Annotated in this window: 24 protein-coding genes; 12 read left to right on the plus strand and 12 right to left on the minus strand. The window is 71.2% G+C overall.

All coding sequences use genetic code 11. The features are described 5' to 3' along the window. Nucleotides 1–4 precede the first annotated feature (4 nt). The 5 genes from ACEN9V_RS10370 to ACEN9V_RS10390 all read right to left on the minus strand — a co-directional run bounded on the left by ACEN9V_RS10370 (nucleotide 5) and on the right by ACEN9V_RS10390 (nucleotide 6,498). Entirely contained in the window at nucleotides 5–1,003 is a 999-nt protein-coding gene (locus tag ACEN9V_RS10370) for an ROK family protein (RefSeq protein WP_413600241.1), read from the minus strand. Further along, nucleotides 1,000–2,697, minus strand: coding sequence for a dipeptide ABC transporter ATP-binding protein (locus ACEN9V_RS10375; RefSeq protein ID WP_413600242.1), 1,698 nt, complete (start codon nucleotides 2,695–2,697; stop codon nucleotides 1,000–1,002). The genes ACEN9V_RS10370 and ACEN9V_RS10375 overlap by 4 nt, the downstream gene beginning before the upstream one ends. After that, a complete protein-coding gene (locus tag ACEN9V_RS10380; protein WP_413600243.1) occupies nucleotides 2,694–3,590 on the minus strand; it encodes an ABC transporter permease in 897 nt (298 codons plus the stop codon). Before ACEN9V_RS10380 ends, ACEN9V_RS10375 begins: the two co-directional genes overlap by 4 nt. Nucleotides 3,591–3,645: 55 nt before the next feature. Continuing rightward, nucleotides 3,646–4,605: an ABC transporter permease gene (locus ACEN9V_RS10385; protein WP_402727778.1), complete on the minus strand. Its 960-nt coding sequence runs from the start codon at nucleotides 4,603–4,605 to the stop codon at nucleotides 3,646–3,648. Between the two features lie 96 nt (nucleotides 4,606–4,701). Then, nucleotides 4,702–6,498 carry a peptide ABC transporter substrate-binding protein gene (locus tag ACEN9V_RS10390; protein WP_413600244.1) on the minus strand — a complete coding sequence of 599 codons (1,797 nt, stop codon included), beginning with the start codon at nucleotides 6,496–6,498 and terminating at the stop codon, nucleotides 4,702–4,704. A 195-nt stretch (nucleotides 6,499–6,693) separates the two neighbouring features. On the opposite strand from ACEN9V_RS10390, the gene ACEN9V_RS10395 reads away from it, so the two are divergent. Genes ACEN9V_RS10395 through ACEN9V_RS10405 form a run of 3 tightly spaced genes read left to right on the plus strand, consistent with a single transcriptional unit; the run spans nucleotide 6,694 to nucleotide 10,140 of the window. Then, nucleotides 6,694–7,878: an ROK family protein gene (locus ACEN9V_RS10395; protein WP_281266540.1), complete on the plus strand. Its 1,185-nt coding sequence runs from the start codon at nucleotides 6,694–6,696 to the stop codon at nucleotides 7,876–7,878. After that, nucleotides 7,871–9,409, plus strand: a complete 1,539-nt coding sequence (locus ACEN9V_RS10400; RefSeq protein ID WP_413600245.1) for a M81 family metallopeptidase — start codon at nucleotides 7,871–7,873, stop codon at nucleotides 9,407–9,409. Before ACEN9V_RS10395 ends, ACEN9V_RS10400 begins: the two co-directional genes overlap by 8 nt. Continuing rightward, nucleotides 9,406–10,140, plus strand: a complete 735-nt coding sequence (locus ACEN9V_RS10405) for a copper homeostasis protein CutC (protein WP_413600246.1) — start codon at nucleotides 9,406–9,408, stop codon at nucleotides 10,138–10,140. The genes ACEN9V_RS10400 and ACEN9V_RS10405 overlap by 4 nt, the downstream gene beginning before the upstream one ends. 350 nt (nucleotides 10,141–10,490) lie before the next feature. Here the strand turns inward: ACEN9V_RS10405 and ACEN9V_RS10410 are convergent, their stop codons facing one another. Further along, on the minus strand, nucleotides 10,491–10,982 hold the full coding sequence (locus ACEN9V_RS10410; protein ID WP_413600247.1) for a hypothetical protein: 492 nt from the start codon (nucleotides 10,980–10,982) through the stop codon (nucleotides 10,491–10,493). 199 nt (nucleotides 10,983–11,181) lie between these two features. Here ACEN9V_RS10410 and ACEN9V_RS10415 point away from each other — a divergent pair, with 199 nt between their 5' ends. The 9 genes from ACEN9V_RS10415 to ACEN9V_RS10455 all read left to right on the plus strand — a co-directional run bounded on the left by ACEN9V_RS10415 (nucleotide 11,182) and on the right by ACEN9V_RS10455 (nucleotide 19,286). Continuing rightward, complete coding sequence (locus ACEN9V_RS10415; RefSeq protein WP_413600248.1) at nucleotides 11,182–11,688, plus strand: hypothetical protein; 507 nt, start codon at nucleotides 11,182–11,184, stop codon at nucleotides 11,686–11,688. A gap of 52 nt (nucleotides 11,689–11,740) precedes the next feature. After that, complete coding sequence (locus ACEN9V_RS10420; protein WP_413600249.1) at nucleotides 11,741–12,184, plus strand: MarR family winged helix-turn-helix transcriptional regulator; 444 nt, start codon at nucleotides 11,741–11,743, stop codon at nucleotides 12,182–12,184. A gap of 104 nt (nucleotides 12,185–12,288) precedes the next feature. Then, the gene (locus ACEN9V_RS10425) at nucleotides 12,289–13,737 is read left to right on the plus strand and encodes an MATE family efflux transporter (protein ID WP_413600250.1); all 1,449 of its coding nucleotides are present in this window, start codon (nucleotides 12,289–12,291) and stop codon (nucleotides 13,735–13,737) included. Nucleotides 13,738–13,879: 142 nt separating this feature from the next. Further along, nucleotides 13,880–14,428 (plus strand): hypothetical protein, encoded by a 549-nt coding sequence (locus ACEN9V_RS10430; protein ID WP_413600251.1) that lies wholly within the window; start codon nucleotides 13,880–13,882, stop codon nucleotides 14,426–14,428. Further along, a complete protein-coding gene (locus tag ACEN9V_RS10435) occupies nucleotides 14,418–15,041 on the plus strand; it encodes a class I SAM-dependent methyltransferase (RefSeq protein ID WP_413600252.1) in 624 nt (207 codons plus the stop codon). Before ACEN9V_RS10430 ends, ACEN9V_RS10435 begins: the two co-directional genes overlap by 11 nt. Before the next feature lie 72 nt (nucleotides 15,042–15,113). Further along, nucleotides 15,114–15,914 (plus strand): HAD-IIB family hydrolase, encoded by an 801-nt coding sequence (locus tag ACEN9V_RS10440; protein ID WP_413600253.1) that lies wholly within the window; start codon nucleotides 15,114–15,116, stop codon nucleotides 15,912–15,914. After that, entirely contained in the window at nucleotides 15,911–17,125 is a 1,215-nt protein-coding gene (locus tag ACEN9V_RS10445; protein WP_413600254.1) for a hypothetical protein, read from the plus strand. Before ACEN9V_RS10440 ends, ACEN9V_RS10445 begins: the two co-directional genes overlap by 4 nt. A gap of 68 nt (nucleotides 17,126–17,193) precedes the next feature. Further along, the gene (locus ACEN9V_RS10450) at nucleotides 17,194–18,213 is read left to right on the plus strand and encodes a Gfo/Idh/MocA family protein (RefSeq protein ID WP_413600255.1); all 1,020 of its coding nucleotides are present in this window, start codon (nucleotides 17,194–17,196) and stop codon (nucleotides 18,211–18,213) included. Beyond that, a complete protein-coding gene (locus ACEN9V_RS10455; RefSeq protein WP_413600256.1) occupies nucleotides 18,210–19,286 on the plus strand; it encodes a Gfo/Idh/MocA family protein in 1,077 nt (358 codons plus the stop codon). Before ACEN9V_RS10450 ends, ACEN9V_RS10455 begins: the two co-directional genes overlap by 4 nt. Here the strand turns inward: ACEN9V_RS10455 and ACEN9V_RS10460 are convergent. From ACEN9V_RS10460 to ACEN9V_RS10485, 6 genes are all read right to left on the minus strand, one after another. Beyond that, nucleotides 19,258–20,331, minus strand: coding sequence for an ABC transporter permease (locus ACEN9V_RS10460; RefSeq protein WP_413600257.1), 1,074 nt, complete (start codon nucleotides 20,329–20,331; stop codon nucleotides 19,258–19,260). The two genes, ACEN9V_RS10455 and ACEN9V_RS10460, sit on opposite strands and share 29 nt — an antisense overlap. After that, nucleotides 20,328–21,209 carry an ABC transporter ATP-binding protein gene (locus tag ACEN9V_RS10465; protein ID WP_413600258.1) on the minus strand — a complete coding sequence of 294 codons (882 nt, stop codon included), beginning with the start codon at nucleotides 21,207–21,209 and terminating at the stop codon, nucleotides 20,328–20,330. The genes ACEN9V_RS10460 and ACEN9V_RS10465 overlap by 4 nt, the downstream gene beginning before the upstream one ends. Before the next feature lie 152 nt (nucleotides 21,210–21,361). Further along, a complete protein-coding gene (locus tag ACEN9V_RS10470; RefSeq protein ID WP_402727760.1) occupies nucleotides 21,362–22,033 on the minus strand; it encodes a response regulator in 672 nt (223 codons plus the stop codon). Further along, entirely contained in the window at nucleotides 22,015–23,316 is a 1,302-nt protein-coding gene (locus tag ACEN9V_RS10475; protein WP_413600259.1) for a sensor histidine kinase, read from the minus strand. Before ACEN9V_RS10475 ends, ACEN9V_RS10470 begins: the two co-directional genes overlap by 19 nt. A gap of 382 nt (nucleotides 23,317–23,698) precedes the next feature. Beyond that, nucleotides 23,699–25,189: a hypothetical protein gene (locus tag ACEN9V_RS10480; protein WP_413600260.1), complete on the minus strand. Its 1,491-nt coding sequence runs from the start codon at nucleotides 25,187–25,189 to the stop codon at nucleotides 23,699–23,701. Further along, nucleotides 25,186–25,815, minus strand: coding sequence for an ATP-binding cassette domain-containing protein (locus tag ACEN9V_RS10485; protein WP_413603052.1), 630 nt, complete (start codon nucleotides 25,813–25,815; stop codon nucleotides 25,186–25,188). Before ACEN9V_RS10485 ends, ACEN9V_RS10480 begins: the two co-directional genes overlap by 4 nt. Nucleotides 25,816–25,844: the final 29 nt, after the last annotated feature.

Consider the following 25,844-nt stretch of genomic DNA (forward strand, 5'->3'; position numbering starts at 1 on the left):
GAACCTACTCCCGAGGTCTCCTCACACCACCGCCGATCGGGGTACGGGACTCCGCACCGCTGGACGGGCGGCGCGGCCCCTCCGCGAGCTCCGCGTCGCGGACGAGCGCCCGCACCTGCGCGGCCGCACCGAGGGCGACGGCGTCGGACCCGAGCGTTGACTGCTCCACGCGGATGGTCGCCCCGGACACCGGGGGCTCGGCAGCGATCGCAGCGGAGATCGCCGGCGCGAGCAGGTCCCACGACCGTGCGACCCCGCCCCCGATGACGACCGTCGTCACGTCGAGGATGCCCGCCGTCAGCAGGATCCCCCTGGCGATCCCCCACCCGGCGTCGTCGAACACCGCGCGGGCATCGACGTCGCCGGCGCGGGCAGCGTCCGCGATGGCGTGCACGGGCAGGTGCTGCCCGGTCCGGGCTTCGTAGCGCGATGCCATCCCGCGCGCCGCCGCGATCGTCTCGAGGTGTCCGTGCTGGCCGCACGTGCAGAGCTCGTCGCCGAACCCCGGCACGTGCCCGATCTCGCCAGCGGCGCCCCGCGGGCCGCCGAACAGGGACCCGTCGAGCACGAGGGCGCCGCCGACCCCGGTCCCGAGGGTCATCCCGAGCACGTCGCGCTCCCCCACGACGGCACCGGCCGCGATCTCGCCGAGGAGGAACGCGTTCACGTCGTTGTCGAGCGTCGCCGGGACACCGAGCGCCGCAGACACCGCGTTGGTCACGCCGTAACCGGCCCAGCCGGTGAACGAGTTCCCGGTCACGAGCACGGTCCCGGTGGCCGGGTCCACGACACCGGCAGCGCCGACGCCGACACCCGCAAGGGAGGCTCGGTGCCGGTCGAGCAGGTCCGTCACCGCGCCGAGCGCCGCCGCCACGATCGCCGCCCCACCCGCGTGCGCGGGCGTCGGCAGGTCGACGCGGTCGATCACCTCGAGGGACGGTGTCGCGATGAGCACCTTGGTGTTCGTCCCACCGACGTCGACGCCGGCGAAGACCGCGCTCACGACTCCACCGCCGCGAGGGTCGCGAGCCGCTCGGTCCGACGCTGCCGTTGCAGCACGGGGTCCGGGACCGGGACCGCCGCGAGCAGCCGACGCGTGTAATCGGTCGTCGGGTGCAGGAGCGTGGTGCCCGTCGTGCCCTGCTCCTCGATCACGCCGCGGCGCATCACGACGACGCGCTCGGCGAAGTGCTGCACGACGGCGAGGTCGTGCGACACGAACAGGCACGCGAACCCGAGTTCGCCCTGCAGTTCGGTCAGGACCTCGAGCACTGCCTCCTGCACGCTGACGTCCAGAGCCGAGGTCGGTTCGTCGGCGACGAGCAGCCGCGGGTCGAGCACGAGCGCACGGGCAAGGCTGACTCGCTGCCGCTGGCCACCCGAGAGTTCCCGCGGGGCACGGTTCGCCAGGGCTCGGGGCAGCCGGACGGCGTCGAGCACCTCGTCGACGCGCTTCCGCCGCTCCGCTGTCGACATCCCGCGACGGTGAACCGCGAGCGGTTCCGCAATGCATTCCCCGACCGACATACGGGCGTCGAGCGAGGCGACGGGGTCCTGCAGGACGACGCCGATCCCGGACCGCAGCGCACGCCGATCCCGCCCTCGCGTGCGCCGGAGGTCCTCGCCGAAGAGGTGCACGGCGCCAGCGGTCGGCTTGATGAGGCCGAGCGCGACCCGCGCTGCCGTCGACTTCCCGGAGCCGGACTCGCCGACCAGGCCGACGGTCTCACCGGCGTGCACCGCGATGTCGACGCGGCTCAGGGCATGGACCGCCCGCGCCCCGCGCCCGAACGTCACCGAGACGTCCCGCAGGTCGACCACCGGAGCCGAGCCGAGCCTCCCGTCCGTGTCCTCGACCACCTGGACGACAGGGGCCGCTGCTCGATCCCGGGCCGCGACCGACTCAGGCGTGTCGAGCCGCGGCACCGCGGCGAGCAGCCGCTTCGTGTACTCGTGCTGCGGGCGGAGGAGGACGTCCTCGACCGGGCCCGTCTCGACGATCTCCCCCTGCAGCATCACGGCCACGCGGTCCGCGAAGTCCGCCACGACACCCATGTTGTGCGTGACGAGGAGTACACCGGTGCCGCTGTCCACCGCGAGCGCTCGGAGCAGCTCGAGGATCTCGGCCTGCACGGTGACGTCCAGCGCCGTGGTGGGCTCGTCGGCGATGAGGAGCGCCGGGCTGTTCGCGATCGCCATCGCGATGACGACACGCTGCCGCTGCCCGCCGGAGAGCTGGAACGGGAAGGCACGGGCGCGCGTGGACGGGTCGGGGATGCCGACCTTGCCGAGGAGCTCGACGGCCTCGGACCGTGCGGCAGCGGCGGGGACGGAGCGGTGGTTCCTGATGACCTCGGCGATCTGCTCCCCCACGCGGGTCAGCGGGTCGAGGGCGGTCGCCGGCTCCTGGAAGACCATCGACACGGTCTTCCCACGGAGCCCACGGAGCGCCGGTTCGGTGGCACCGATCACCTCGTGCCCGGCGACGACCGCGCTGCCCGACGCCGTCGCGTTGCCGGAGAGGAGCCCCATCGCGGCGAGCGCGACGGTGGACTTGCCCGAGCCGGACTCCCCGACGAGTGCGAGGGTCTCGCCGGGCGCGACCGACAGGGAGACCCCGCGGACGGCGTCGACCGTGCCGGATTCGGTGCTGAACGAGACCCCGAGGTCGGTGGTCTGCAGCATGGTGTCGGTCATCCCCGGCCCCTCACGTCGAAAGCGTCCCGGAGCCCGTCGCCCACGGCGTTGAACGCGCAGACGACCAGGATCACGGCGAGACCCGGTGGCACGATCAGCCACCACCGTCCCGAGTACGCGGCGGTGAGTCCCGCCGAGAGCATCCCACCCCAGTCCGTCGCCGGTGCTTGGACCCCGAGGCCGAGGTACGAGACGTACGCCACGAGGAGGATCGCGTCGGCGACCTGGAACGTGGCGGCGACGACGATCGTGGACACCGAGTTCGGCAGCAGGTGCTTCCCGATGGCGCGGGCGTGCGAGCCACCGATGGCGCGGAGGGTGAGGACGTAGTCGCGGTTCTTCAGCGTGAGCGTCTCGGCGCGGATCAGGCGGGAGGGGACCAGCCACGACACCAGGCCGAGGATCACGATGAGCCCGCCGACCCCCGGCGTGGTGATCGCGGAGATGACGAGCAGGATGAACAGTGCGGGGATCGCGATGCCCGCGTCGACGATGCGCATCATCACCGCGTCCACCCAGCCGCCGACGTACCCGGCGACCGAGCCCCACAGCGTACCGACGACGGTGGCGAGGATGCCGGCCGCGATGCCGACCATGAGCGACACCTTGCCGCCGTACATCAGGCGGCCGAGGACGTCGTGCCCGACGGCGTCGGTGCCGAGCCAGTGTGCGGCGCTCGGGCCGAGGTTGGCCTGCGACAGCTGCGTGTGCGTCTGGTCGGTCGGGTACAGGAACGGGCCGACGAAGCAGAACAACACGATGACGACGATCACGGCGAGGCCGATCACGGCGAGGGTGTTGTGCGAGAACCGGCGGGCGGCGAGGCGGAAGCCGGTCGCGGCGACGGTGACGGGTGCGCCCGGTGCTTCCGGGGCCATCTGGACGGTGGTCATGCGCGGTCCGCCTTCACAGTGCGGTAGCGGTACGTATCGATGAGGGACGGGTCGGTCATGCGCGGTCCGCCTTCACACGAGGATCGATCAAAGACTGGGCGACGTCGGCGAGCAGCGTGCCGATCACCGTCGCGACCGAGATGACGAGGACACAGCCGAGGAGCGTCGGGTAGTCCGAGGACTGCGCCGCGTTCCAGAACAGCAGCCCCATGCCCGGGTAGTTGAACAGCTGCTCGGTGACGAGCGCGCCGCCGAACAGCACCGGCAGGTAGTACCCGAGCATCGCGACGACCGGCGTCAGCGAGTTCCGGAACACGTGCCGCCGCAGGATCGTCATCGTCGACGAGCCGCCGGCGCGGGCGGTGCGCACGTAGTCCTCCTGCAGGTTCTCGAGCGTCGATGCCCGCATGTACCGGCTGAACACCGCGATCATCGCGAGCGCCCCGGTGAGCACCGGCAGCACGAGTCCTGCCGGGTCCTGGAAGACCTCGGCGAGGGTGTTGCCGCTGGGCGCCTGCGACGGCAACCACGGCAGCTGCTGGCTGAACACCACGATGAGGACGAGGCCGAGGAAGAACGCGGGCGTCGAGTAGAAGACGAACGCGAGTGCCGTGACCGTGTAGTCCACCGCGCCGTTGCGGCGGGCGGCCTGCCACATGCCGATCGGGATCGCGACGACGAGGCCGAGGACCGCGGAGAGCCCGGTCAGCACCAGGGTCTTCGGCAGGCGCTCCTGGATGAGCTGCGAAACCGGCTCGTTGAGCGTGTACGAGGTGCCGAGGTCGCCGGTGAGCAGCCGCCCGAGGAACCGGAGGTACTGCACGGGCAGCGGCTGGTCGAGCCCCTGCGCCTGGTTGAAGGCGGCGATCTGGACGGGTGTCGCGGAGACGCCGAGCACGCCTCTCGCGGGGCCGCCGGGCAGCGCGTGCAGCAGGCAGAACACGACGATCGTGACGATGAGGATCACCGCGAGCGCCTGGAGCACCCGCCGGGTGAGGTAGAGGACTGTGGTCATGCGGCTTCCGTTGGTCGGTTCCTACGTGAGCGGGACGGGAGGCTCGGTGTGCGCCGGGCGCGCACCGAGCCTCCAGTCCGTGGTCGCGTCAGCGACCTACTTGCTCCACTTCCACTGGGCCGGGTGGAAGTTCGCCAGCGAGTCCTGGTCGAACCCGGTCAGGCCCTGCTTGACGACCGAGATCTGGTAGTCAGGGCTCGGCAGCCAGATCACCGGCAGGTCCTTCGCGACCGCCGCGCTGTACTCCTGCACCGCGCTGGAGTCGGTCGAGGTGGTCGTCGCGTTGATGAGGTCGTCGACCTGCTTGTTCGAGTAGCTGCCGAAGTTCGCCGAGCCACCCGTGGAGAACAGCGCCTCACCGGTCGGGTAGGCCGGGAAGTACCAGCTGCCCGCGGTGCCGAAGAACGACAGGTCCCAGTCGCAGCTGTCCTCGTCCGCGGTGCACGTCGGGGTCTGCGACAGGACGCTCGACACCGGGGCCGTCTTGATGGTGAAGCCGATGCCGGTCTTCGCGAGCGAGGACTGGATCGCGCTCATCATGTTGTCGGTCACGGACGAGCCGGACTGGGACAGCACCTGCATGGTGAACTTCGTACCCGCCGCGACGCCCTCGCCGCACTGGCTGGCGCCGGAGCCCGCGTCGGAGCAGACCATCGTGCCGTCCTTCTCGGTCCAGCCGTGGCTGGTGAGCAGGGCCTTGGCCTTGGACGTGCTGAACGGGTACGGGTTGTCCTTCTGGGTGCTCGACACGTAGTCGGACTCCTGCGCCTGCGGCACCGGGCCGTAGGTCGGCGTCGCGGTGCCGTTGAAGACGACCTTCGACAGGCTCTTCTGGTCGATCGACATCTGCACGGCCTGGCGCGCGTAGTCCTGCTTGAAGACGGCGCCCATCTTCGGGTTGTTGAAGTTGTACGGCATGTACGTGATCGCCCAGCCGGTCCACGGCTCCACGTCGTAGCCCTTCGACGTGAAGGAGTCCTTCTGGTCGAGGTCGGTCGCCTGGATGTAGCCGTAGTCGACCTCGCCGGAGCGGACCGCGTTCGCCTCGGCGTCGGCGGTGGTGAACGGCAGCAGGTTGACCGTCTTGATCTGGGCCTTCTGGCCGCCGTCGTACTTGCTGTTGGCGACCAGCTGGACCTTGCCCGCGGTGGTGAACGACTTCACGCCGTACGGGCCGGAGATCGTCTTCCAGAGCGGGTCGGAGTCGTAGTCGGCGATCTTGCCCGCGGCGGTGTTGATGGTCTTCCAGACCGCCTTCGCACCATCGGTCGTGCGGTCGGCGTCCGACACCGAGGCCGAGGCGCTCGTCTTGTCCCACGCGTGCTGCGGCAGCGGGACGACGAGGCTCAGCTGGTTGGCGAGCATCCAGTCGGAGTTGTACGCCTTGTCGAACGTGATCGTGAAGTGCGTGTCATCGTCGGCCGTGAACGAGGTCCAGTTGTCCGGGACCTTGCCCTCGGAGTAGGACCCCCACTGGGCCTTGTTCGCCTTGATCAGGTTGTACCAGAACTCGACGTCGCGGCTCGTGATCGGCTTGCCGTCCGACCAGTGCCGGTCGCCGAGCGTGACCGTGACGCTCTTGCCGTCGCTCGCGAAGTCCGCGGCCGTCGCGACCGAGCCCTTCTTGTTCCAGGCGATCTTGCCGGTGGAACCGTCGTACGCGATGAGGGGCTCGTACAGCGACTGGGCGATCGAGCCGTTGTTCGTGTTGAGGTGCGCTGCGGTGCCGATCGGCAGGATCCAGTTCGGCGTGAAGTTCGCCGGCAGCGCGTAGTTGATCTCGTCCGAGTTGGTGTTCGTGGCAGCGGTGCCGCCTCCGGAACAGCCGGCGAGCAGCGCGCTCACCGCGATCGCCGCCCCGGTAAGGAGGGCCCAGCGACGGGGCTTGGTCATGCGGATCTCCTAGTGCGTGGGATTCGGGAGTGGAGCGTGGGGACAGTCAACGACCAAAGCCGTTGGAAAAACAAACATTTGTTTGTAAATACTTCGTTTCTGCGGTTCGGTCGAAAGGGTCGACCTTGCTGTCTGCCCGTTAGAGTCGGCGATGCGTCGTTGTTGCCAGGTGTTCCCGTTGTATTGGAGAAAGTCGTGCCGGACCTCAGCTCCCGAGTGCTGGAGCTCGTCGCATCCGGTCAGGCGACCAGCCGGACCGAGATCGCCGGGCTGCTCGCCGCCGCTCCCTCGACCGTGTCGCACGTCGTGTCGCAGCTCCTGTCACACGGGCTGCTCGCCGAGGAGGGCACCGATGCCTCGACCGGCGGTCGCCCCCGCAAGGTGCTCCGGATCGGTGGGGTGGACGAGTACGCGGTCGCCGCCGACGTCGGCGGCGGTCACGCGCGGGTCGGCATCGTGCTGCCTGGAGGCTCGCTCGAGTCGGTCGCGAACGTCCCGTTCGCGCTCTCCGACGGCCCCACCGCCGGGCTCCAGCGACTGGCGTCGCTGCTGGAGGAGCTGATCGAGTCGCGCGGAGCGGCCGGACTCCGCGGCGTCGGGCTGAGCCTCCCCGGTCCGGTCGACGTCGAGGCCGGTGTCGTCGACCTGCCGAGCCGGATGCCCGGATGGAACGGGTTCCCCGTCGCGTCGTGGCTCACCGAGCGGTTCGGGGTGCCGGCGGCGGTCGACAACGACGCGAACTGCATGGCCGCCGGTGAGCAGATCGTGCAACCCGCATCGCGGCGACAGGCGATCACGATCAAGGCCGGCTCGGCGATCGGTGCCGGGATCGTCATCGACGGCCGGCTCTACCGGGGCGCCACCGGCTCCGCAGGGGACATCACGCACGTGCGGATCGACGCGGCCGGGGACACCCCGTGCTCGTGCGGCAACACCGGGTGCCTCGAGACCGTGGCGTCCGGCGCGGCGCTCGTCCGGATCCTCAGTGCCGCAGGGGTGCCGGTCACCTCGACGGCCGACGTCGTGCGACTCGCATCCGACGCCGATCCCGAGGCGACCCGTGCCGTGCGGCTCGCCGGCCGGTACCTCGGCGAGGTGCTCGCCGCCAACGTGAACTTCTTCAACCCGGATGCCGTGTACCTCGGCGGCATCCTGTCCACCCTCGACCCGTTCGTCGCGGCCGTGCGCAGCCAGCTCTACGAAAGCTGCCACCCCCTCATGACGCAGCACCTCGTCATCGAGCGCGCCTCGCTCGGCGCGGACGCGGGTCTCGTCGGTGCCGGACAGTTCGCCCTGCAGCGCGGTCTCGCCGCATCGCTGCAGGACCTGTCGACGCCGATCCCCCAGTCGACCACCAGGAACAGGAGCGTCCGTGTCTGACACGACCAGCACCACGACCGCCGGCCACCGTCCCGTCATCGCCATCGCCGGGCTCGCCATCGAGACGTCGACGTTCACGCCGACGCGGACCCTCGCGCCGGCGTTCCACCCGGATCGCGGGGACGAGGTCGTGGCGCGGTACCCGTTCCTCGCGTCGCTGGACGCCGACTTCCGTGGGGCGCTCATCGGGCATGCGCTGCCGGGCGGCATCGTCGACCGCGCGTCCTACGAGGAGCTCGCGTCCGAGATCGTGGCGCGCCTGACCGCGATCGTGGCGTCGACGTCCGTCGACGGGCTCTGGTATGACATCCACGGGGCGATGGTCGTCGAGGGGCTGGACGACGCCGAGGCCGACCTGCTCGGACGCATCCGCGCGGTGATCGGCCCCGACGTGGTCGTCTCGGCATCGATGGACCTGCACGGCAACGTCACGGCGGAGCTCGCGCACCAGGTCGACCTCGTCACCTGCTACCGGATGGCTCCGCACGAGGACGCCATGGAGACGAAGGAGCGCGCCGTCCGGAACCTCGTCGAGGTGCTCACCACCCGACCCCTCGGTGCCCGTCGTCCGGTGAAGGCGTGGATCCCGATCCCCGTCCTGCTTCCCGGCGAGCAGACCTCGACGCGCATCGAGCCCGCGGCGTCGCTGTACGCGCAGGTGCCGGAGGTCGAGGCGACCGAGGGTGTCCTCGACGCCGCGATCTGGGTCGGGTACGCCTGGGCCGACCAACCCCGAGACCGTGCCGTCACCGTCGTCACCGGGTGGTCGAGGGACGCGGTCGCCGCGGGCGCCGAACGGCTGGCGCAGGCCTTCTGGGACGTCCGCGAGGACTTCGTGTTCGTCGCGCCGACGGGCTCCTTCGACGAGTGCATCGCCGCTGCACTGGCTCCCGGCGCCGCACGGCCGTACTTCATCTCGGACTCCGGCGACAACCCGACCGCGGGCGGTTCCGGCGACATGACGTGGGGGCTGACCCAGGTGCTCGCGCATCCCGCGTTCACCGACCCGTCCGGCCCGGTGGTCATCTACGCGAGCGTCCCCGGCGCCGATGCCGTCGCCGCCGCCGTCGACGCAGGTGTCGGTGCGACCGTCACCGTGACCGCCGGCGCAACCGTCGACGCTGTGCACGCGGGCCCGATCACGATGACCGGCCGGGTGCACGCGATCAAGCACGGCGACCGAGACGCCGAGATCGAGGTCGTGCTGCAGGTCGGCAGCGTCTTCGCGATCCTGACGAAGACCAGGAAGCCGTACCACCACGAGCGCGACTTCACCGACCTCGACCTCGACCCGCGCGGCGCCGACGTCGTCATCGTGAAGATCGGCTACCTCGAACCGGAGCTCTTCGACATGTCCGCCGACTGGATGCTCGCGCTCACCCCGGGGGGCGTCGACCAGGACCTCGAGCGGCTCGGGCACCACAGGATCGAGCGGCCGATGTTCCCCTACGATCGAGTGTTCCCGTCGGAGCCCGACCTGACCGCGCGGATCATCCCCTCGTCGAACGAACCCCTCGGAGCCGTGCTGTGACCGTTGCCCTCGAGATCGCCGTCACCTCGCCGGCCGGTGCCGCGACCGCCCGCGACGGCGGTGCCGATCGGGTCGAGCTCTGCGTCGGGCTGGAGCTCGGCGGGCTCACCCCGTCGCAGGCCCTCGTCGAGGCCGTGCACGAGACCGGCATCCCGGCGCACGCGCTGATCCGCAGCCGGCCGGGCGGGTTCGTCCACGACGCTGCCGAGATCGATCTGATGGAGCGCGAGCTCCGCGCCGTGCTCCGCTCCGGTGCCGCCGGTGTCGTGGTCGGTGCCCTGCGCCCGGACCGCACCCTCGACGTCGACGTCCTGCGCCGCTTCGTGGACGCTGCCCGGTCCGTCCGCGACGCGGTCGAGGTCACCCTGCACCGGGCGATCGACCACGCCGTCGACCCCGTCGCGGCCGCGGCGACGCTCGCCGACCTCGGGTTCACCCGCGTGCTGACCTCGGGCGGCCAGCCGACGGCCCTCACCGGTGCCACGACGATCGCGCGGATGGTCTCGGCGGCCGGGCCCGTGCAGGTGATGGCCGGCGCCGGCGTCACCCCCGCGGACGTCCCGGCGCTCGTCGGTACGGGTGCGGCCGCGGTGCACCTCTCCGCGAAGCGACCGGCGCCGGACAGCGCGCACGCGGGCGTCCCGATGGGCGGCGCCGACGACGGTTCCGCGCACTTCGTGACCGACGCCGACGTCGTCCGCGCGGCGCGGGCCGCCCTCGACGCGGCCTGACCTTCCGCGGGAGGGTAGGTCAACGCTGGGCGTCTGACGCTCGGCTCCGACGCCAACGCCGTCGCTGAGCAGGACTTGACCAGAGGGTTGACGGAGGCTCGGCGCCAGCTGGCACCGAGCCTCCGTCCGTCACGCTGTGACCTCCGCAAGGATGGCCGTCATCGACGACGGCGCAATCGGATGGTCGTTCCGAGATAGCAGCCGCCGATGGCCGCACTAATACCGAGAACGACACCGCCAAGGACCGCGTTGCCGCCGGATCTGAGCGCCACCGAGACCGCTGTTCCCGCTGTCACGAGCACGACGCTCACGCTCAGAGCAACCCAAGGATTCGAAATGAGCCTCATCAGCTAGACGCAGTACGGCGCAGGCCGCCCCGTCGCGTGCACACGCATCACCTTGTGGCCGCACTTCAGATTGCCACCGATCGCTGTACCGGCCAACACGATGACGACCGAAGCGATCGCGCAAACCGCCGGGCCGAGCAAGCACGCCGCAGCCGCGAGTCCGGACCCGGCGCCACTCAGGATCACCCCTTGGTCGTACTCGTTGAAGTCCACGTAGACCCCGTTCTTGTCATTCCCGGCGCCAAGACGAGACCGCTCCGATCGCACTCCCAAGTCAAAGCTCATCGATCCCGCCGTGATGGTGTAGACCTGCGACCCATCAGGACGCACGGTTTCTGCCGACAGCGCGCCGGCAGCTCTGGCCTCGTCAATGGCTCGTTCCGCCGTCTCCTGCGTGATCGCCGGCATGCCTGCCGCCAGCACCGCGTAGTTCAGAGCGGCGGGTGCGCTCGGAGCTGCTGTCGCCGCTGGTGCGGCGACGATCCCCGCGGTCACCAACGCCCCGGTCAGGACGAAACCAGCCGCCCCAGTTCGAATGCCCATCATGATTCTCCCGAGTCACGCGCCACATCGATGTTACGTCGGTGAAATGCTACCGGCAAAATGCCGCGCCCGCGCGGTGTTCCAGTCAACGCGCCCTGGCCCCGACATCGCGACCCGTTCGTCCCACACGGCGATCGGGCACGATGGCCCCATGGGGAACGGACGATCGGTGGCCAGGGCAGCGATCGGTGCGGTGCTGCTCGTCGTGGCACTCGGCGGGTGCGCGGGATTCTCGACGGCCTGCCCGGCGATCGGCTGGACGAACGCCGTCGAGGTGCACGTCCCCGGGTCGTCCGCGAGCACGTCGCTCGTGCACGAGGTCGCGTTCTGCGGCGGCGACGACTGCACTCCCGGGGAACCGCCGGCTTCGACGCCGGTCCCGACCGGGAACGCAACACCAGCGGGCCCGCTCACCGCGAGACCGGAGCCGACGGGCACCATCACCGCGAACCCGACGCCGTGGCGAACGACGATCCGTGACGGCGAGGTCTGGACGATCTCGACGAACATGGGAACGCCCCACAGCGGTCGGGTGGCAATCCGCGACCGCTCGGGGACGACGATGACCGAACGCGCCGTCGATCTCTCGTGGAAGCGCCACGGCGGGTCTGCGCAGTGCGGTGGCCCGAGCACCGCCACGGTGACGGTGCGACCGTGACGAACCCGTTCGAGAGTTGACAGTTAGAACTCGAACACTTAGAGTTCTGATCATGACGCAGCAGGCACCGCACTTCGACTCCCCGCTCCAGCTCATGCGCTGGATCGGGTGGGCCCAGCGCAAGGCCGCAGAAGAGTGGGTCCGCGAGCGCGAGCTCACCCACGAACAGAGCTTCGTGCTCGGCTACCTGCAGCAGAACCCCGGGGCCATCCAGCGTGACATCGCCGAGATGACCCGGACCAGCGCCGCGAGCGTCTCGAGTCTCCTGCAGGGCCTCGAGAAGCGCGGGCTGATCGAACGACGAGCAGAGGCCGGCAACGCCCGGACGAAGCTCGTGTACGCCACACCGACCGGCATCGACCTGATCGCCGGGTTCGAGGACGCGATGCTCGCACTCGACGACACCCTGCTCGCACCGCTCACCCCGCACGAGCGCGCCACCCTCCGCACCCTGCTGCTGAAGGTCACCGCGGAGCTCGACGAGCCCACCCGGTAGACCACGCCCGCCCGGGCGCTCCCACTTCCACTCACACCACGCCGTGCCGGCGTCCGTCGGCGCGCGCTCGACCCTGCCCGGAACCGGGAGGGAAGGAGCACACCATGAGCACCGAAACCGCACCCGCCTCCGCCGTGGAACGGACCGCAGCGGAGAAGAACCGCTGGTACCTCTCCGCCGCCCCCATCGCCGGCGCCCTCGTCCACCTCTGCGTGCCGATGGCCGCCGCGATGGTCGTCAGCGCCCTCTACAACGTCATCAACGCGGGCTTCATCGGCTCGCAGCACGACACCTCGCTCCTCGCCGCGATCACCTTCGGCACCCCGCTCCTCGGCCTGATCATGGCGATCGGCGGCGTGTTCGGCGTCGGCGGCAGCTCGCTGATGTCCCGCCTGCTGGGCGCGTCCGAGAACGACCCCGCGAAGGCCGGCGAGATCAAGCACGTCGCGTCCTTCGCGGTGTGGGGCTCGGTCATCACGGGCATCGTGCTCGGCGGGATCGGTCTGCTCCTCCTGCAGCCCCTCGTCGGCGTGCTCGGCGCGGACGCGGCAGCCGTGCCCGCCACGAGCGCCTACGTCGCCGTGATGCTCGCGTTCGTCCCCGTGCTCGCCGCGGCGTTCTGCCTCGAGCAGATGGTCCGGGCGGAGGGTGCGGCGCGCCAGGCCATGATCGGCCTCATCCTGTCGACGATCGGGAACCTCGTCTTCGACGTGCTGTTCATCCTGGTCCTGCACTGGGGCGTCGCCGGCGCCGCACTCGCGGTCGGTCTCGCCAACGCCGTCAGCATCGTCTACTGGGTGAGGTGGCTCGGCAAGCACAGCGACAACGTCTCCCTGTCGCTCCGCTGGTTCACGCTCCGCCCCGCCGTCCTGGGGCCAGTGTTCGGCATCGGCGTCAGCGAGCTGCTGCAGGCCGGGTTCCTCATCGTGACGACCCTCGTCCTCAACAACCTCGCCGCCCAGTACGGGGACGACCCGCTCGCCGCGATGGGTGTCGCGGTCCGCATCGCGCAGGTGCCGGAGTTCCTCGTGATGGGCGTCACGATCGGCGTCCTGCCGCTCCTCGCCTACGCGTACGGCAAGGGCGACAAGGGCCGCCTGAACTCTGCGCTGAAGGCATCGGCACTGACCGTCGGCGCGATCGTGCTGATCTTCTCGGGCACGGTGTTCGTCTTCCGCGAGCAGGTCTTCACGATCTTCTCCTCCGACCACTCCGTCCTGGCGATCGGGCTGACGATCCTGGTCGCCCAGCTCGTCGCCACGATCGTGAACGGCTTCACCGGCCTGTTCACCTCGCTGTTCCAGGCAGCAGGACTCGCCACCCCGGCGATCGCGATGTCGATGGCGCAGGGCATCCTGTTCATCCCGATCGTCCTGCTCGGCAACCTGTGGTTCGGCCTCGCCGGCATCATCTGGGCGCTGACGATCACGGAGATCCTGGTGTTCCTCGCCGGCGTCGTCATCTGGCTGGCATCACGCGGTCGGATCGACCGCGGCCTCGCCGAGGGCAGCGCGGAGCGGGCGGAAGCCGTCCTGGAAGACGCGGCCGCCTGATCGCGTGCCCCGGGGCGGACGGGAGGTGGGCCCCACCAGCCGGTACCGGCAGGACGCGCCAGCGGCGTGACGGCCGTGCCGGGAGGCTCGGTGCCAGCTGGCACCGAGCCTCCCGTCCTGCGATCCCACGTAGGGTCGGAACGTGACCGGCAGCGACGCGTACGCGATCTTCCTCAACGGCTCGTACGGCGTCGGGAAGACCGCGACGCTCGACCACGTCGGGGACCTCCTCGCAGGGGCCGGGCGCCCGTTCGCCCTGATGGACGTCGACTGGTTCCACCGCTCGTGGCCGGTGGCGGACCACGACCCCGACAACACCGTGATCGAGGCGCAGAACATCGCCGCCGTGTGGGCGGCCTACCGCGCTGCCGGTCCGCGGCAGCTCGTCCTGAGCGGTGTGATCGCGAGCCGGACGGACCTCCACCGGTACGAGGACGCGGTCGGGCTGCCGGTCCGGGCGATCCGGCTCGTCGCGGAACCCCCGACCGTCGAGACCCGGTTGCGCCGACGGTACGACGCTGATCAGGACCACGCACTGTCCTGGCACCTCGAGCGGTACGCCGAGCTCCAGGAACGACAGGCTCGGGCAGACCTCGACGAGGTGGTGCTCGCGACGGACGGCACGACCCCGGCCGAGGTCGCTCGGGCGGTCGTCGCGCACTTCGACTCGACGGTGCACGATGTCGTCTGACGTGGAGGCGTCGTACGGGGGCAGGGCGGCCGAGTACATCGGGCTGCTCGGGTCGATGACGTCGGTGCACCCCGCCGACGAGCACCTCGTGACGACGTGGGCGCGCGGCATCGACGGCCCGATCATCGACGCCGGGTGTGGCCCCGGGCACTGGACCGCCCACCTCGCCGAGCGCGGCTGCGAGGTGCACGGGGTCGACCAGGTCCCCGGGTTCATCGAGCACGCCCGGGCAGCACATCCGGGACCGATGTTCGGCGTCGGCAGCATCGACGCGCTCCCCGATGCCGAGGGCAGCCACGCCGGTGTGCTCGCCTGGTACTCGCTCATCCACCACGAACCGGCAACGATCCGCCGACCGCTCGGCGAGTTCGCCCGCGTCCTCCGCCCCGGCGGCGGGCTGCTCGTCGGGTTCTTCGTCGGCCAGCGGGTGGAGGCCTTCGACCACGCGGTCGTCACCGCCTACCGCTGGTCTCCCGAGGCGCTGTCGGCAGCACTGCGCTCCGCCGGGTTCGACGTGCTCGAGACCCACACGCGCACCGGGCCAGCGGATGGTCCGCGGCCGCACGGGGCGATCGTCGCGCGGCGCCGGGACGACGCACCGTCGTTAACCTGACCGTCGCATGCGCATGGCATGGTGGGTCCGGGCGTCGCCGCCCGCAGCCCAGCCAGCCGCGAGCGGAGACCGATGCCAGCACCCGACCTGATGGTCGTCACCGACCTCGACGGCACGTTCCTCGACCACCACGACTACTCGTTCGCGGCGGCGCTCCCCGTGCTCGATCGTCTGCGATCCGACGGCGTCCCGGTGGTGTTCTGCAGCAGCAAGACGACGGCCGAGATCACGGCACTGCAGGAGCGCACCGGGCTGACCGGTGAGGCGTTCGTCGCCGAGAACGGCGCGGTCGTCGTCGGCCGTGGCGGCACCGTCCTCGCCGGACCGGCGGACGACGGCCTCGGGCGGCTGCAGGACGTGCTCGACGATCTGCGCGACGCACTCGACCTGCACTTCGCGACGTTCTCGTCCGTCTCCGACGAGATCGTCGCGACGTGGACCGGGCTCGATGTCGACGCCGCGTCCGCAGCGCGTCGACGTGCGGCGTCCGAGGTCCTGCTCTGGCACGCCGAGGACGACGACCGCGCCGACGACTTCCGCGCCGGGCTCGCAGCGTCGGGCCTCGACCTGGTGCGCGGTGGGCGGTTCTGGCACGTCCTGCCGACCGGGTGCGGCAAGGGCGCTGCGGTGCGGATGCTCCTCGCCGACCACGAGCGCCGGACCGGCCGGACGCCGTGCACGATCGGCCTCGGCGACGGCCCGAACGACACCGATCTGCTCGATGCCGTCGACCTCGCCGTCGTCGTCCGCGGCCACGGCCCGGCGCCGGGACCGTTCGTCGACGACCGACGCGAACGCGTGTACCGAACGACCGCCCCCGGCCCGCACGGCTGGGCCGAGGGCCTGACCCACTTCCTGAGGAGCGACCGATGAGCGACTTCCACCAGAACGGCGTCATCACGACGTTCCACGACCTCAGCCGCCGCAGCACCGCGAGCATCGAGGACGACCTGCGCGGGTTCGCCGAGAAGCGCCCGATGAGCCTGATCCTGCCGGCGCTGTACTCGGAGCTCGAACGGCCGGCGCTGACCCGCATCGTCGACGAGCTCGCCGAGGCCGACTGGCTCAGCGAGATCGTGATCGGGCTCGACCGTGCCGACCGGGCGCAGTTCGAACACGCCCGCGAGTTCTTCGCACGCCTGCCGCAGCGCCACCGGATCCTGTGGAACGACGGCCCGCGCCTCAGGGCACTCGACGCCGACCTCGACGCCGCGGGGCTGGCACCGGGTGAACCCGGCAAGGGACGCAACGTCTGGTACTGCACCGGGTACGCCCTGGCGTCCGAGCGAGCCGAGTGCATCGCGCTGCACGACAGCGACATCACCACGTACGAGCGGGGCATGCTCGCGCGGATGCTCTACCCGCTGGCGAACCCGGCGTTCGACTACGAGTTCTCCAAGGGCTACTACGCCCGCGTCGCCGACGGCCGGATCAACGGCAGGGTCGGCAGACTGCTCGTCGGTCCGCTGCTCCGGTCGCTCCGCCAGGTGTACGGGGAGTCCGAGTACCTGGAGTACCTCAGCAGCTTCCGCTACCCGCTGTCCGGCGAGTTCGCGATGCGCGCCCACGTCCTGAACGGGTTGAAGATCCCGGGCGACTGGGGCCTGGAGATCGGGATGCTGTCCGAGGTGTACCGCGACTACGCCACCCGCCAGGTCTGCCAGGTGGAGATCGCCGACGCGTACGACCACAAACACCAGCCCCTCGCCGAGGCCGATGGCACCGGCGGGCTGGCGCGCATGGGGAACGACATCGTGCAGTCGCTGTTCCGGAAGCTCGCGACGATGGGCGTCCCGCTCACCTCGGACTCGTTCCGGGTCCTCAAGGCGACGTACTACCGGAACGCACTCGACATCGTGGAGATCTACCGGCACGAGGCCCAGATGAACGGGCTCGGGTTCGACCAGCACGCGGAGGAAGCGGCGGTCGAGCTCTTCACGAAGGCGATCCTCGACGCCGGCGGGGCCTTCACCGCCCGCCCGAACGACCGGGCGTTCATCCCGAGCTGGAGCCGCGTGCGCTCCGCGGTCCCCGACGTCCTGGACCGGCTGAGCGCCGCGGTCGAGGCGGACCAGCAGGACTGAGCACCGGCTGGATAGGCTGACGGCGACCGGCGTCACCGTCGAACCGGCCGGCAGTCAAGGAGTTCGAGATGCCCGCGACCCCGCTCCGCATCGGCCTCGTCGGGGCCGGTGGGATCGCGCACGCCCACATGCCCGGGTTGCTGCGGCTCGGCTCCGTGACCGTGTACGCGAAGGACGGTGCGCCGGAGTTCGCAGCTGCGTGGGCATCGGCAGCGGCCGCAGCTGGATCGTCCGTCACGGTCGTGGAGTCGCTCGACGCCCTGCTCGAAGCGGTCGACGTGGTGGACGTGGTCACCCCGACGTTCGCCCACGCCGAGGTGGTCCGAGCGGCCCTCGCGGCGGGCAAGGACGTCGTCTCGGAGAAGCCCCTGGCGCGGACCGACGCCGACGCGTCGGACCTGGTGCAGTGCGCACGGGACGCGGGCCGGCGGCTCTACCCGGCCCACGTGGTGCGCTTCTTCCCTGCGTACGTGCGCCTGCAGGAGGCCGTGACCACGGGCCTCCTGGGCGACCTGGCGGTCCTGCGGTTCGTCCGCTCCGGCGCCTTCCCGATCCGCACCCCGTGGTTCGCGGACCGTGCCCTGTCCGGCGGGATCGTGATGGACCAGATGATCCACGACCTCGACATCGCGCGCTGGGTGGCCGGCGAGGTGACGACGGTGTCGGCGGTCGGCGTGCGCTCCGGGACCGACGCCGAGCCGGTCGAGGCGGCGCACGTCCTGCTGACCCACGCATCGGGGGCGATCAGCCACGTGGCGGGGATCTGGGGGCCGCAGCACCTGCCGTTCACGACCGAGTACTCGGTGACCGGCACGCTCGGCAGCCTGTCGCACCGATCGCGCGACGAGGTCGACTACGTCGCGGACCTGGCGGTGCCGGAGGCCGTCGACGGGTTCCTGCCCGCGGTCGATCCGGCCGACGATCCGTACGGGCTGGAGCTCGCGGAGTTCTTCGGGGCCGTGCTGGACCCGGCGAAGCCCGAGCCCCGCGTCACTGCGGCGGACGGAGCAGCAGCGGTCCGCATCGCGAACGCCGCGCTCGAGTCGATCGAGACCGGGCAGCCCGTGACGCTGGGAGGTGGCGCGTGACCATCAGGATCGGCGTGATGTCGTTCGCGCACACGCACGCGATCGGGTACCTCAGCGCCCTGCAGGCGATGGACGGCGTCGAGGTCAGGGGCTCGGATCCGGACGGCGTGAGCATCGGGCCGTCCGTCGGTGAGCTGCGCGGCCGCGACCTCGCCGAGGCGCTCGGGGTCGCCTACGCCGACACGCACGACGAGCTGCTGGCGTGGCGGCCGGACGCCGTCGTCGTCACGAGCGAGAACGCGCGGCACCGCGAGCTCGTCGAGCTCGCCGCAGCGGCCGGTGCGCACGTGCTGTGCGAGAAGCCACTCGCCACGACCTGGGAGGACGGCCTCGCCATCCGGGACGCCGTCGAACGTGCCGGGGTCCTGCTCATGGTGGCGTTCCCGGTGCGGTTCTCGTCGGCGTTCGCGAAGCTCAGGGCCGCGCACGACGCCGGTGCACTCGGGCAGCTGTTCGCGATCCGGGGGACGAACAACGGCATGCTGCCGCGCACCCGCGACTGGTTCACCGACCCGGCACTGTCCGGTGGCGGCGCGATCGTCGACCACGTCGTGCACATCGCCGACATGCTCGAGGGGCTCATGGGTGCAGCGCCGGGGACCGTCACGGCCGTAGCGAACCGCACGCTGCACGCCGGGCGCGCGCGGGCCGAGACCGCCGGGCTCGTGACGATCACCTACGACAACGGGGTGATCGCCGCGATCGACTGCTCGTGGAGCAAGGCGGACACGTCCGCGGTGTGGGGCGGGCTGACGCTCGACGTCGCGGGGACCGGCGGGACCGTGTCGCTCGACTTCTTCGGCCCGGCCGCACGGGGGTTCGCCGCGGAGACGGGCTTGCCGATCGAGGCCAGGTACGGCGCCGACCTCGACGAGGCGATGCTCGCCACCTTCGTCGACGCCGTCCGGACAGGGGTGCAGCCCCAGCCCGACGTGCGGGTGGGGCTGCGGACGCTGTCGATCGTGCTGGCAGCGCAGGAGTCCGTGCGGACCGGGCAGACGGTGGCGGTCGACTCCGTGACCCCCACCCCCGGCCCGGACGACGTCAGCGCTGCAGTGCCTCCGTCAGCTTGACCCGTCCACCGGTGCGGAGCAGGGCGTTCTCGTAGACCCGGGCACCGATCACCACGACGAGCGCGGCGGACGCGATGACCACGAGGAGCGACACGATCGGCTCCCACCACTCGGCGGTCCCGAGGAAGATCCGCATCGGCATCCCGATCGGGGCGCTGAACGGCACGTAGGACATGATCCCGAGCACGGTGGGGTTGTCCGCGGCGAAGATGATCAGGAAGTAGGGGATCATCACGAGCATCATCACCGGGGTGGTGACGCTGCCGACGTCCTCCTGTCGGGACACGAGGGCCGCCGACGCCGCGAACAGCGCCGCGATGAGCACGAACCCGAACGCGAAGAACACGACGAACCAGAGCATGCTCGGCCCGAGCAGCGTGAACAGGTTGTCCTGCCCGGTCACGGCGAGCGTCACCGCCGCTGCGATCGCGATCGCCACGATCTGCCCGAGGGCCATCACGCTGTTCCCGATCACCTTGCCCGCGAGCAGGGCCCTTGCCGGGATCGCGGCCATCAGGATCTCGACCACGCGGGTCGCCTTCTCCTCGACGACGCTCTGCGCGATCGACTGCCCGAACGTGACCGCCGCGGCGAAGAACACGATGCCGAACGCGATCCCGACGAGGGAGATGAGCCCCGGCGCCATCGCGTCCGGGTCGAGCAGCTCCACCTTCGGCGAGACGCTGAGCGCCTGGACGACGTCGGTCGGCGCGCTGTCGAGCCCGACGACACCGAACCCGATCGGGCCGGACTCCGGCACGATCGCGGCGTCGACGTGACCGCTCCGGACGAGTCGCTCGGCCGCGGCACGGTCGTCGACCCGGGTGACGTCGAGCCCACCGGTCGACGGCAGGCTGACACCGTCCACGACCGCGACGGGCGTGGTGCTGTCGCCACTCGACTTGCCGACGATGCCGCCGACCACGATCGACGCGACGACCATCAGGAGCAGGATCAGCGCCGAGATGACGAAGGCCTTGCTGCGGAGCCGCGCCTGGATCTCACGGATGGAGACGAGACGGACGGCCTGACCGAACGAGTTCATCGGACGACCTCCCGGAAGACCTCGCTGAGCCGGGCGACCCTGGGCCCGAACGACCCCACCGTCCCCGTGGTGACCGCCCGCTGCAGGACGCGCTGCGCCACGGGCTCGGACGCCTCGAAGACCGCGTAGCCGCCGTCGAACTCGCGGACGTGCACGTCCGGCTCCTCGCGGAGCCAGGCGACGTCCCCGTCGACCAGCAGCTCCCACGCCGCCGGACCTGCCGCACGGCGGAGTTCCTCCTGCGGGCCCGCAGCACGGATCCGGCCGTCGGCGATGACCACGACGTCGTCGCAGAGCCGCTCGACGACGTCGAGCTGGTGGCTGGAGAACAGGACGGGGACCCCGTCGGCCGCGGCCTCGCGCAGGACGCCGAGCACGGTGTCGACGGCCATCGGGTCGAGGCCGGAGAACGGCTCGTCGAGCACGAGCACCTCCGGCCGGTGGGCGAGCGCCGCGGCGACCTGCACGCGCTGCTGGTTGCCGAGGGAGAGCTTCTCGACCGGGTCGTCGGCGTGCTGCGTCAGTTCGAGGCGCTCGAGCAGTTCGGCGGTGCGAGCGGCGGCCGGGCGACGGTCGACCCCGTGCAGCCGCGCCAGGTAGGTGACCTGCTCGGCGACGGGCATCTTCGGGTACAGGCCGCGTTCCTCGGGCATGTACCCGAAGCGGCGGCGGTCGGCGGGCCCGATGGTCTGGCCGTCGATCGACACCGATCCGCTGTCGGCGTCGAGCACGCCGAGCATGATGCGCATGGTGGTGGTCTTGCCGGCGCCGTTGCCGCCGACGAACCCGGTGAGCCGACCCCGGCCGACCGTGAACGCCACGTGGTCGAGCACCAGGCGGTCTCCGAAGTGCTTCGTCACTCCCTCGACACTGAGCATCGTGTCCCCTCTCGTGCGGTGGTGGATCCACCGCACCACCGACGCTACGGAGGAACCGCGGACCGCACCTCCCACGCCGGACGGGTTCCGAGCCTCCGTCGCGAGACGGAGGAGGGGACCTCCCCGCCGGACCGGGCGGGGCGGGACGGGAGCTACCCGCCGGACCGGGCCACCCCGTGCTCGTACGCCCAGACCACCGCCTGCACGCGGTCCCGGAGCTGCAGCTTCTGCAGCACGTTCGACACGTGCGTCTTCACGGTCGCCTCCCCCACGTACAGCCGCTCCGCGATCTCACCGTTGCTCATGCCCTGCGCGAGCAGCCGGAGGACCTCGGCCTCGCGCTCGGTGAGTCCGGGGACGGCGCCGTCCGAGACTCCAGCGGGTGCGGATCCCGTCGCGCGGCTGATCACCCGACGGGTGACGTCCGGGGCAAGCAGCGCGTCGCCGGACGCGACCGTCAGCACCGCGTCGATGAGCTTCTCCGGCGAGGCGTTCTTCAGCAGGAACCCGCTCGCTCCCGCGTCCAACGCGGCGAACAGGGTGTCGTCGTTGTCGAAGGTGGTCAGGATCAGGACGGCGGGCGGATCGTCCAGGGCCGTGATGCGCCGGGCCGCTTCGAGCCCGTCCACGCCCGGCATCTGCACGTCGAGGCAGACCACGTCCGGCCGGAGCGTGGTGACGGCGTCGACGGCCGTCGCTCCGTCGGCCGCCTCGCCGACGACCGTGATGCCCGGCTCCGACTCGAGGATGACCCGGAACCCGGCGCGCACCAGGTCCTGGTCATCGGCCAGCACCACCCGCACGGTCACGTCGTCGGCAGCCATGCGCGCACCAGGTACCCTCCCCGGGCGCGTGGCCCGATCTCGATGCGGCCGCCGACGGCGGCGACCCGCTCACGCATCCCGACGTGGCCGAGTCCGCCCCGCCCGGTGCCGTCCGCCTCGGCCCTCGCCGCCGGACTGGAGGCTCGACTCCCGATCCCGGTGTCCGTCACCTCGATCTCCACCGCGTCCGGCAGGTACCGGAGTCGGAGGTCCGCGCGCGCGTCCGGTCCGGCGTGCTTCAGGACGTTGGTCACGGCCTCTTGCGCGATGCGGAAGGCGACGACGGCGACCGTCGGCGGCACCGCGCGCTCGTCGCCGACCACGGTGTACTGCGTCGGGTGTCCCGCAGTCCTGGCCGCCTCGGCGAGTTCGCCCAGCCGGGCCATCCCCTCGGTGCTGGGGGCATCGGGCACGGTGTCGCGGTCGTCGCGATCCGTCTCCCGGAGGGTGCCGAGCATCTTCCGGAGTTCCTCCACCGCGGTTCGCGCGCTGTCCTCGACGACGCCGAGCGACGTCGCCGCCTGGTCCGGGTCGCGGTCGAGCACCCGTCGGGCAGCGCCCGCCTGGACACCCATGAGCGAGACGTGGTGGGCCACGACGTCGTGCAGTTCCCGAGCGATCCGGACGCGTTCGAGCGTGACGGCCTGTGCCGCGGTCCGCTCGCGCTCGACCGCGAGCTCGGCGGTGCGTTCGGCGAGCTCGTGCTTCGCGACCGCCGACGCCCATGCACGGTTGCCGGAGTACCAGGCGGCGCCGAAGTAGACGAGGTTGATGATGATCGACATCAGCGAGTTCGCGATGAACGGCGAGACCGGTCCATCGCCCGTCTTCGGCAGGGCGCTCGGCACCGACCAGCTGAACGACAGGGCGATGAACAGCCAGGCGAACATGCCGACGATGACGATCCAGCGCACCACCTCGGCGCGGACACGGTCGGAACACCACGCCCCCACCGTGTACAGCGCGATGAAGAGTGTGAAGTTGTTGAAGAACAGCTCGGGCACGTGCAGGATCTGCATCGCCGCGAACGTCGCCGCCACGACCACCGCGACGGTCATCGGGAAGCGGCGGCGGAACGCGAGGGGTCCGGCGTTCGCCACGACGAGCAGGACGGACAGCCACCACGGTGCGAGCTCGTCGTAGAAGCCGGTCGAGCCGTAGAGGATCGTCGAGACGCCCATCGCGACGGCGAGCACCGCCGCGAGGATCGTGTCCTGCCGGTACTCCGCACGACCGACGGGCAGCCGCGACCATTCGCTCGTCGTCGCCCCCGTTGCGTCCATGCCGTCAACGCTAGCGGCCCGGGTGCGCTCCGGGGGGTCGCGGCGGAGAGGGTCGATTCGCGCGTCGGAGGTCGAATCGCGCGGAGGAGGTCGGTTCTTCCGACCTCCTCCGCGCGATTCCGCATTCCATTGCGGGCGTTGTGGGTGCTCTGGTCGGTCGCGCAGCAGGACGGGAGGCACGGTGCGGGCTGGCACCGCGCCTCCCGTCCGTCGGGGTGACCGTCCACCGCACGGTCGTTGCGTCCGCAAGGTGCGACAGCTGCGCTGTCGTACGACAGCGACTTCGTCGCTCCCCAGCGCGCGCAACGGTTGCACGCGCGCGGTGACGACACCATCGTCGTCGTACGACAGCGACTTCGTCGTTCCGAGTCGACCGGCGGCGCTAGTGCTCCGTGCGGCGCGACCACCGGACCAGCAGGAACAACCCGAGCACGACGGCCACGGCCACGAACCCGCCGATCCCCGCCGCTCCGGCCGACACGGCCACGCCGGCGAGCACCGCCAGGACCGGGGCGTCCATCGCCCAGAGGACCCGGATGACCGGCATCGGGTCGCCGACAGCGGACGGCGCCGGCGTCATCAGGAAGAGCGGCGCAGGCCCGCGGAGGGCGTTGCTGAGATGTGCTGCGACCACGACGATCGGCAGCGCGATGCCACCCCAGACGAGCACGGGTACCGATGCCGGCGCGACGACGGCACCGAGCACGATCGCTGTCCCGCCGGTCAGGAGCAGCGTCGCTCCGGTCGGCACGATGCTGTGGACGAGGAGCAGCCGCCCGTCACCGACGCCGTACAGCGGGAGGTCCGTCGTGACCTGCGCGGCGTGGTGCAGCCCGCGGCTGAACGCGCCGACGCCGGTGTACAGCAGGACCGCGGCGAGGGCTCCGAGGAGGAACCCGCCAGCGGGTGCGACCGCGGCGAGCACCAGGAACGCTCCGGCCCCCGCGACCGTCACGACCCCGGTCGCGAGGCGTGCCGGCGTCCGGACCGCCCCGACCAGGTCGCGGACGACGAAGACCACCCAGAGACGTGCGCTGCGGCGCACCCCCTCGATCCGCCGCCCGACCGTCGGGAGCGCCTGGTACGACTCGGCGACGGAGGTGAAGTCGAGGCTGACGGCGTGGGCGATCGCCACGTCCCAGTTCGCCGCCTGCGCCGTGAGCGTCGCGTCGTCGATCCGGTCGAGCAGCCACGGCACCGCCACGAGTCCGGCGACGGCGAGGACGAGCAGCACCACGTCGGCGGCGACGACCGGTCCGGCGCTGCTCACCCATGCCCATCGACCGAACGGCTCAGCGGACACGACCTGAGCGGCCACCGCGAGGAGGAGCAGGACCACGGCGAGCGCCCCGGCGACACGGGGGAACGACTCACCGATGAGCCAGCACACCACCGCGACCACGCCGACGAGCGCCCCGCGCAGCGCGAAGTCCAGCACGGCGGGCGCGGACACCAGCCCGAGCGAGCCGAGCGCGAGTCCGATGAACACCGCGATCCCGCCGCCGATGACCACCGCGACGGACACCGCGGTGAGGACCCGCGACCGGAACACGGTCCGTCGGCGGAGATCGCTCCCGGTCAGCGCGTGGACGAGGAACGGCGGGGCGACCGCCGGCCCACGGCTCCTGCCGATCAGGAGCGCCGCCGCCCAGATGCCGAGCACGACGGTCCCGGCGATCGTCCCTGCGGCCGACGACGTCAGCGCGGACGAGCTCGTCTCGGTGGTGATCCGCAGCCACACGGTCCGGCCGATCGGGGCCCCGACGATGAGCGCGGCGAGCACGAGCGTGTACGCGAGGTAGGCCCGGTCCCCCAGGTCCCGGACCTGACGGTCGCGCCACACGCCGGTGGCGGCAGCGAGTCGTGCGCTCACCGGTGGGCGCCCAGGTCGACGACGCGGTCGGCGAGCTGCTCGGTGAGGAGGTCGCTGTGCGTCGCGACGACGAGGGACGCACCGGCGTCTCGCCGACGGCCGAGCACGTCGCTCACCATCTCGAGACGTTCCTGGTCGAGTCGTTGTTCGGGCTCGTCGAGCAGGAGCACGTCGAACGGCCGCGCGAGCACGAGCGCCAGTCCGACCAGCTGTTGCTGCCCGGTCGACAGCTCGTGCGGGAACCGCCGCACCAGCGTGTCCAGTCCGAGCGCACCGAGTGTCTCCGTGGCCAGCGTCTCGGCGGTGTCGCGGTCACCGAACCAGGTCGCTGCCACGAGCCGGACGTGGTCCTGGACGGTCAGGTCGCTCGCCATCGGTGGCAGTCCGATCATCGCGGCGACCCGGCGCCGGAAGGCCGGGTCGCGACGGGAGATCCGCGCCCCGGCGATGGTTGCGGTCCCCGTGCTCGGCGACCGCATCCCGGCGAGCACGCGGAGCAGCGTCGACTTGCCGGCGCCGTTGTGTCCGCGCACGATGAGGGCCTGCCCCGCGTCGCACCGGACGGTCGTCGCGGGCAACAGGGTCACGTCGTCGGCCGCGACCACGAGGTCGTCCACGGAGATCATCACGGGCCCAGCCTGCCCTGTCGCCGCAC

Origin of the sequence: Curtobacterium sp. Curtsp57, assembly GCF_047324335.1 — a bacterium.
Taxonomy (GTDB): Bacteria; Actinomycetota; Actinomycetes; order Actinomycetales; family Microbacteriaceae; genus Curtobacterium.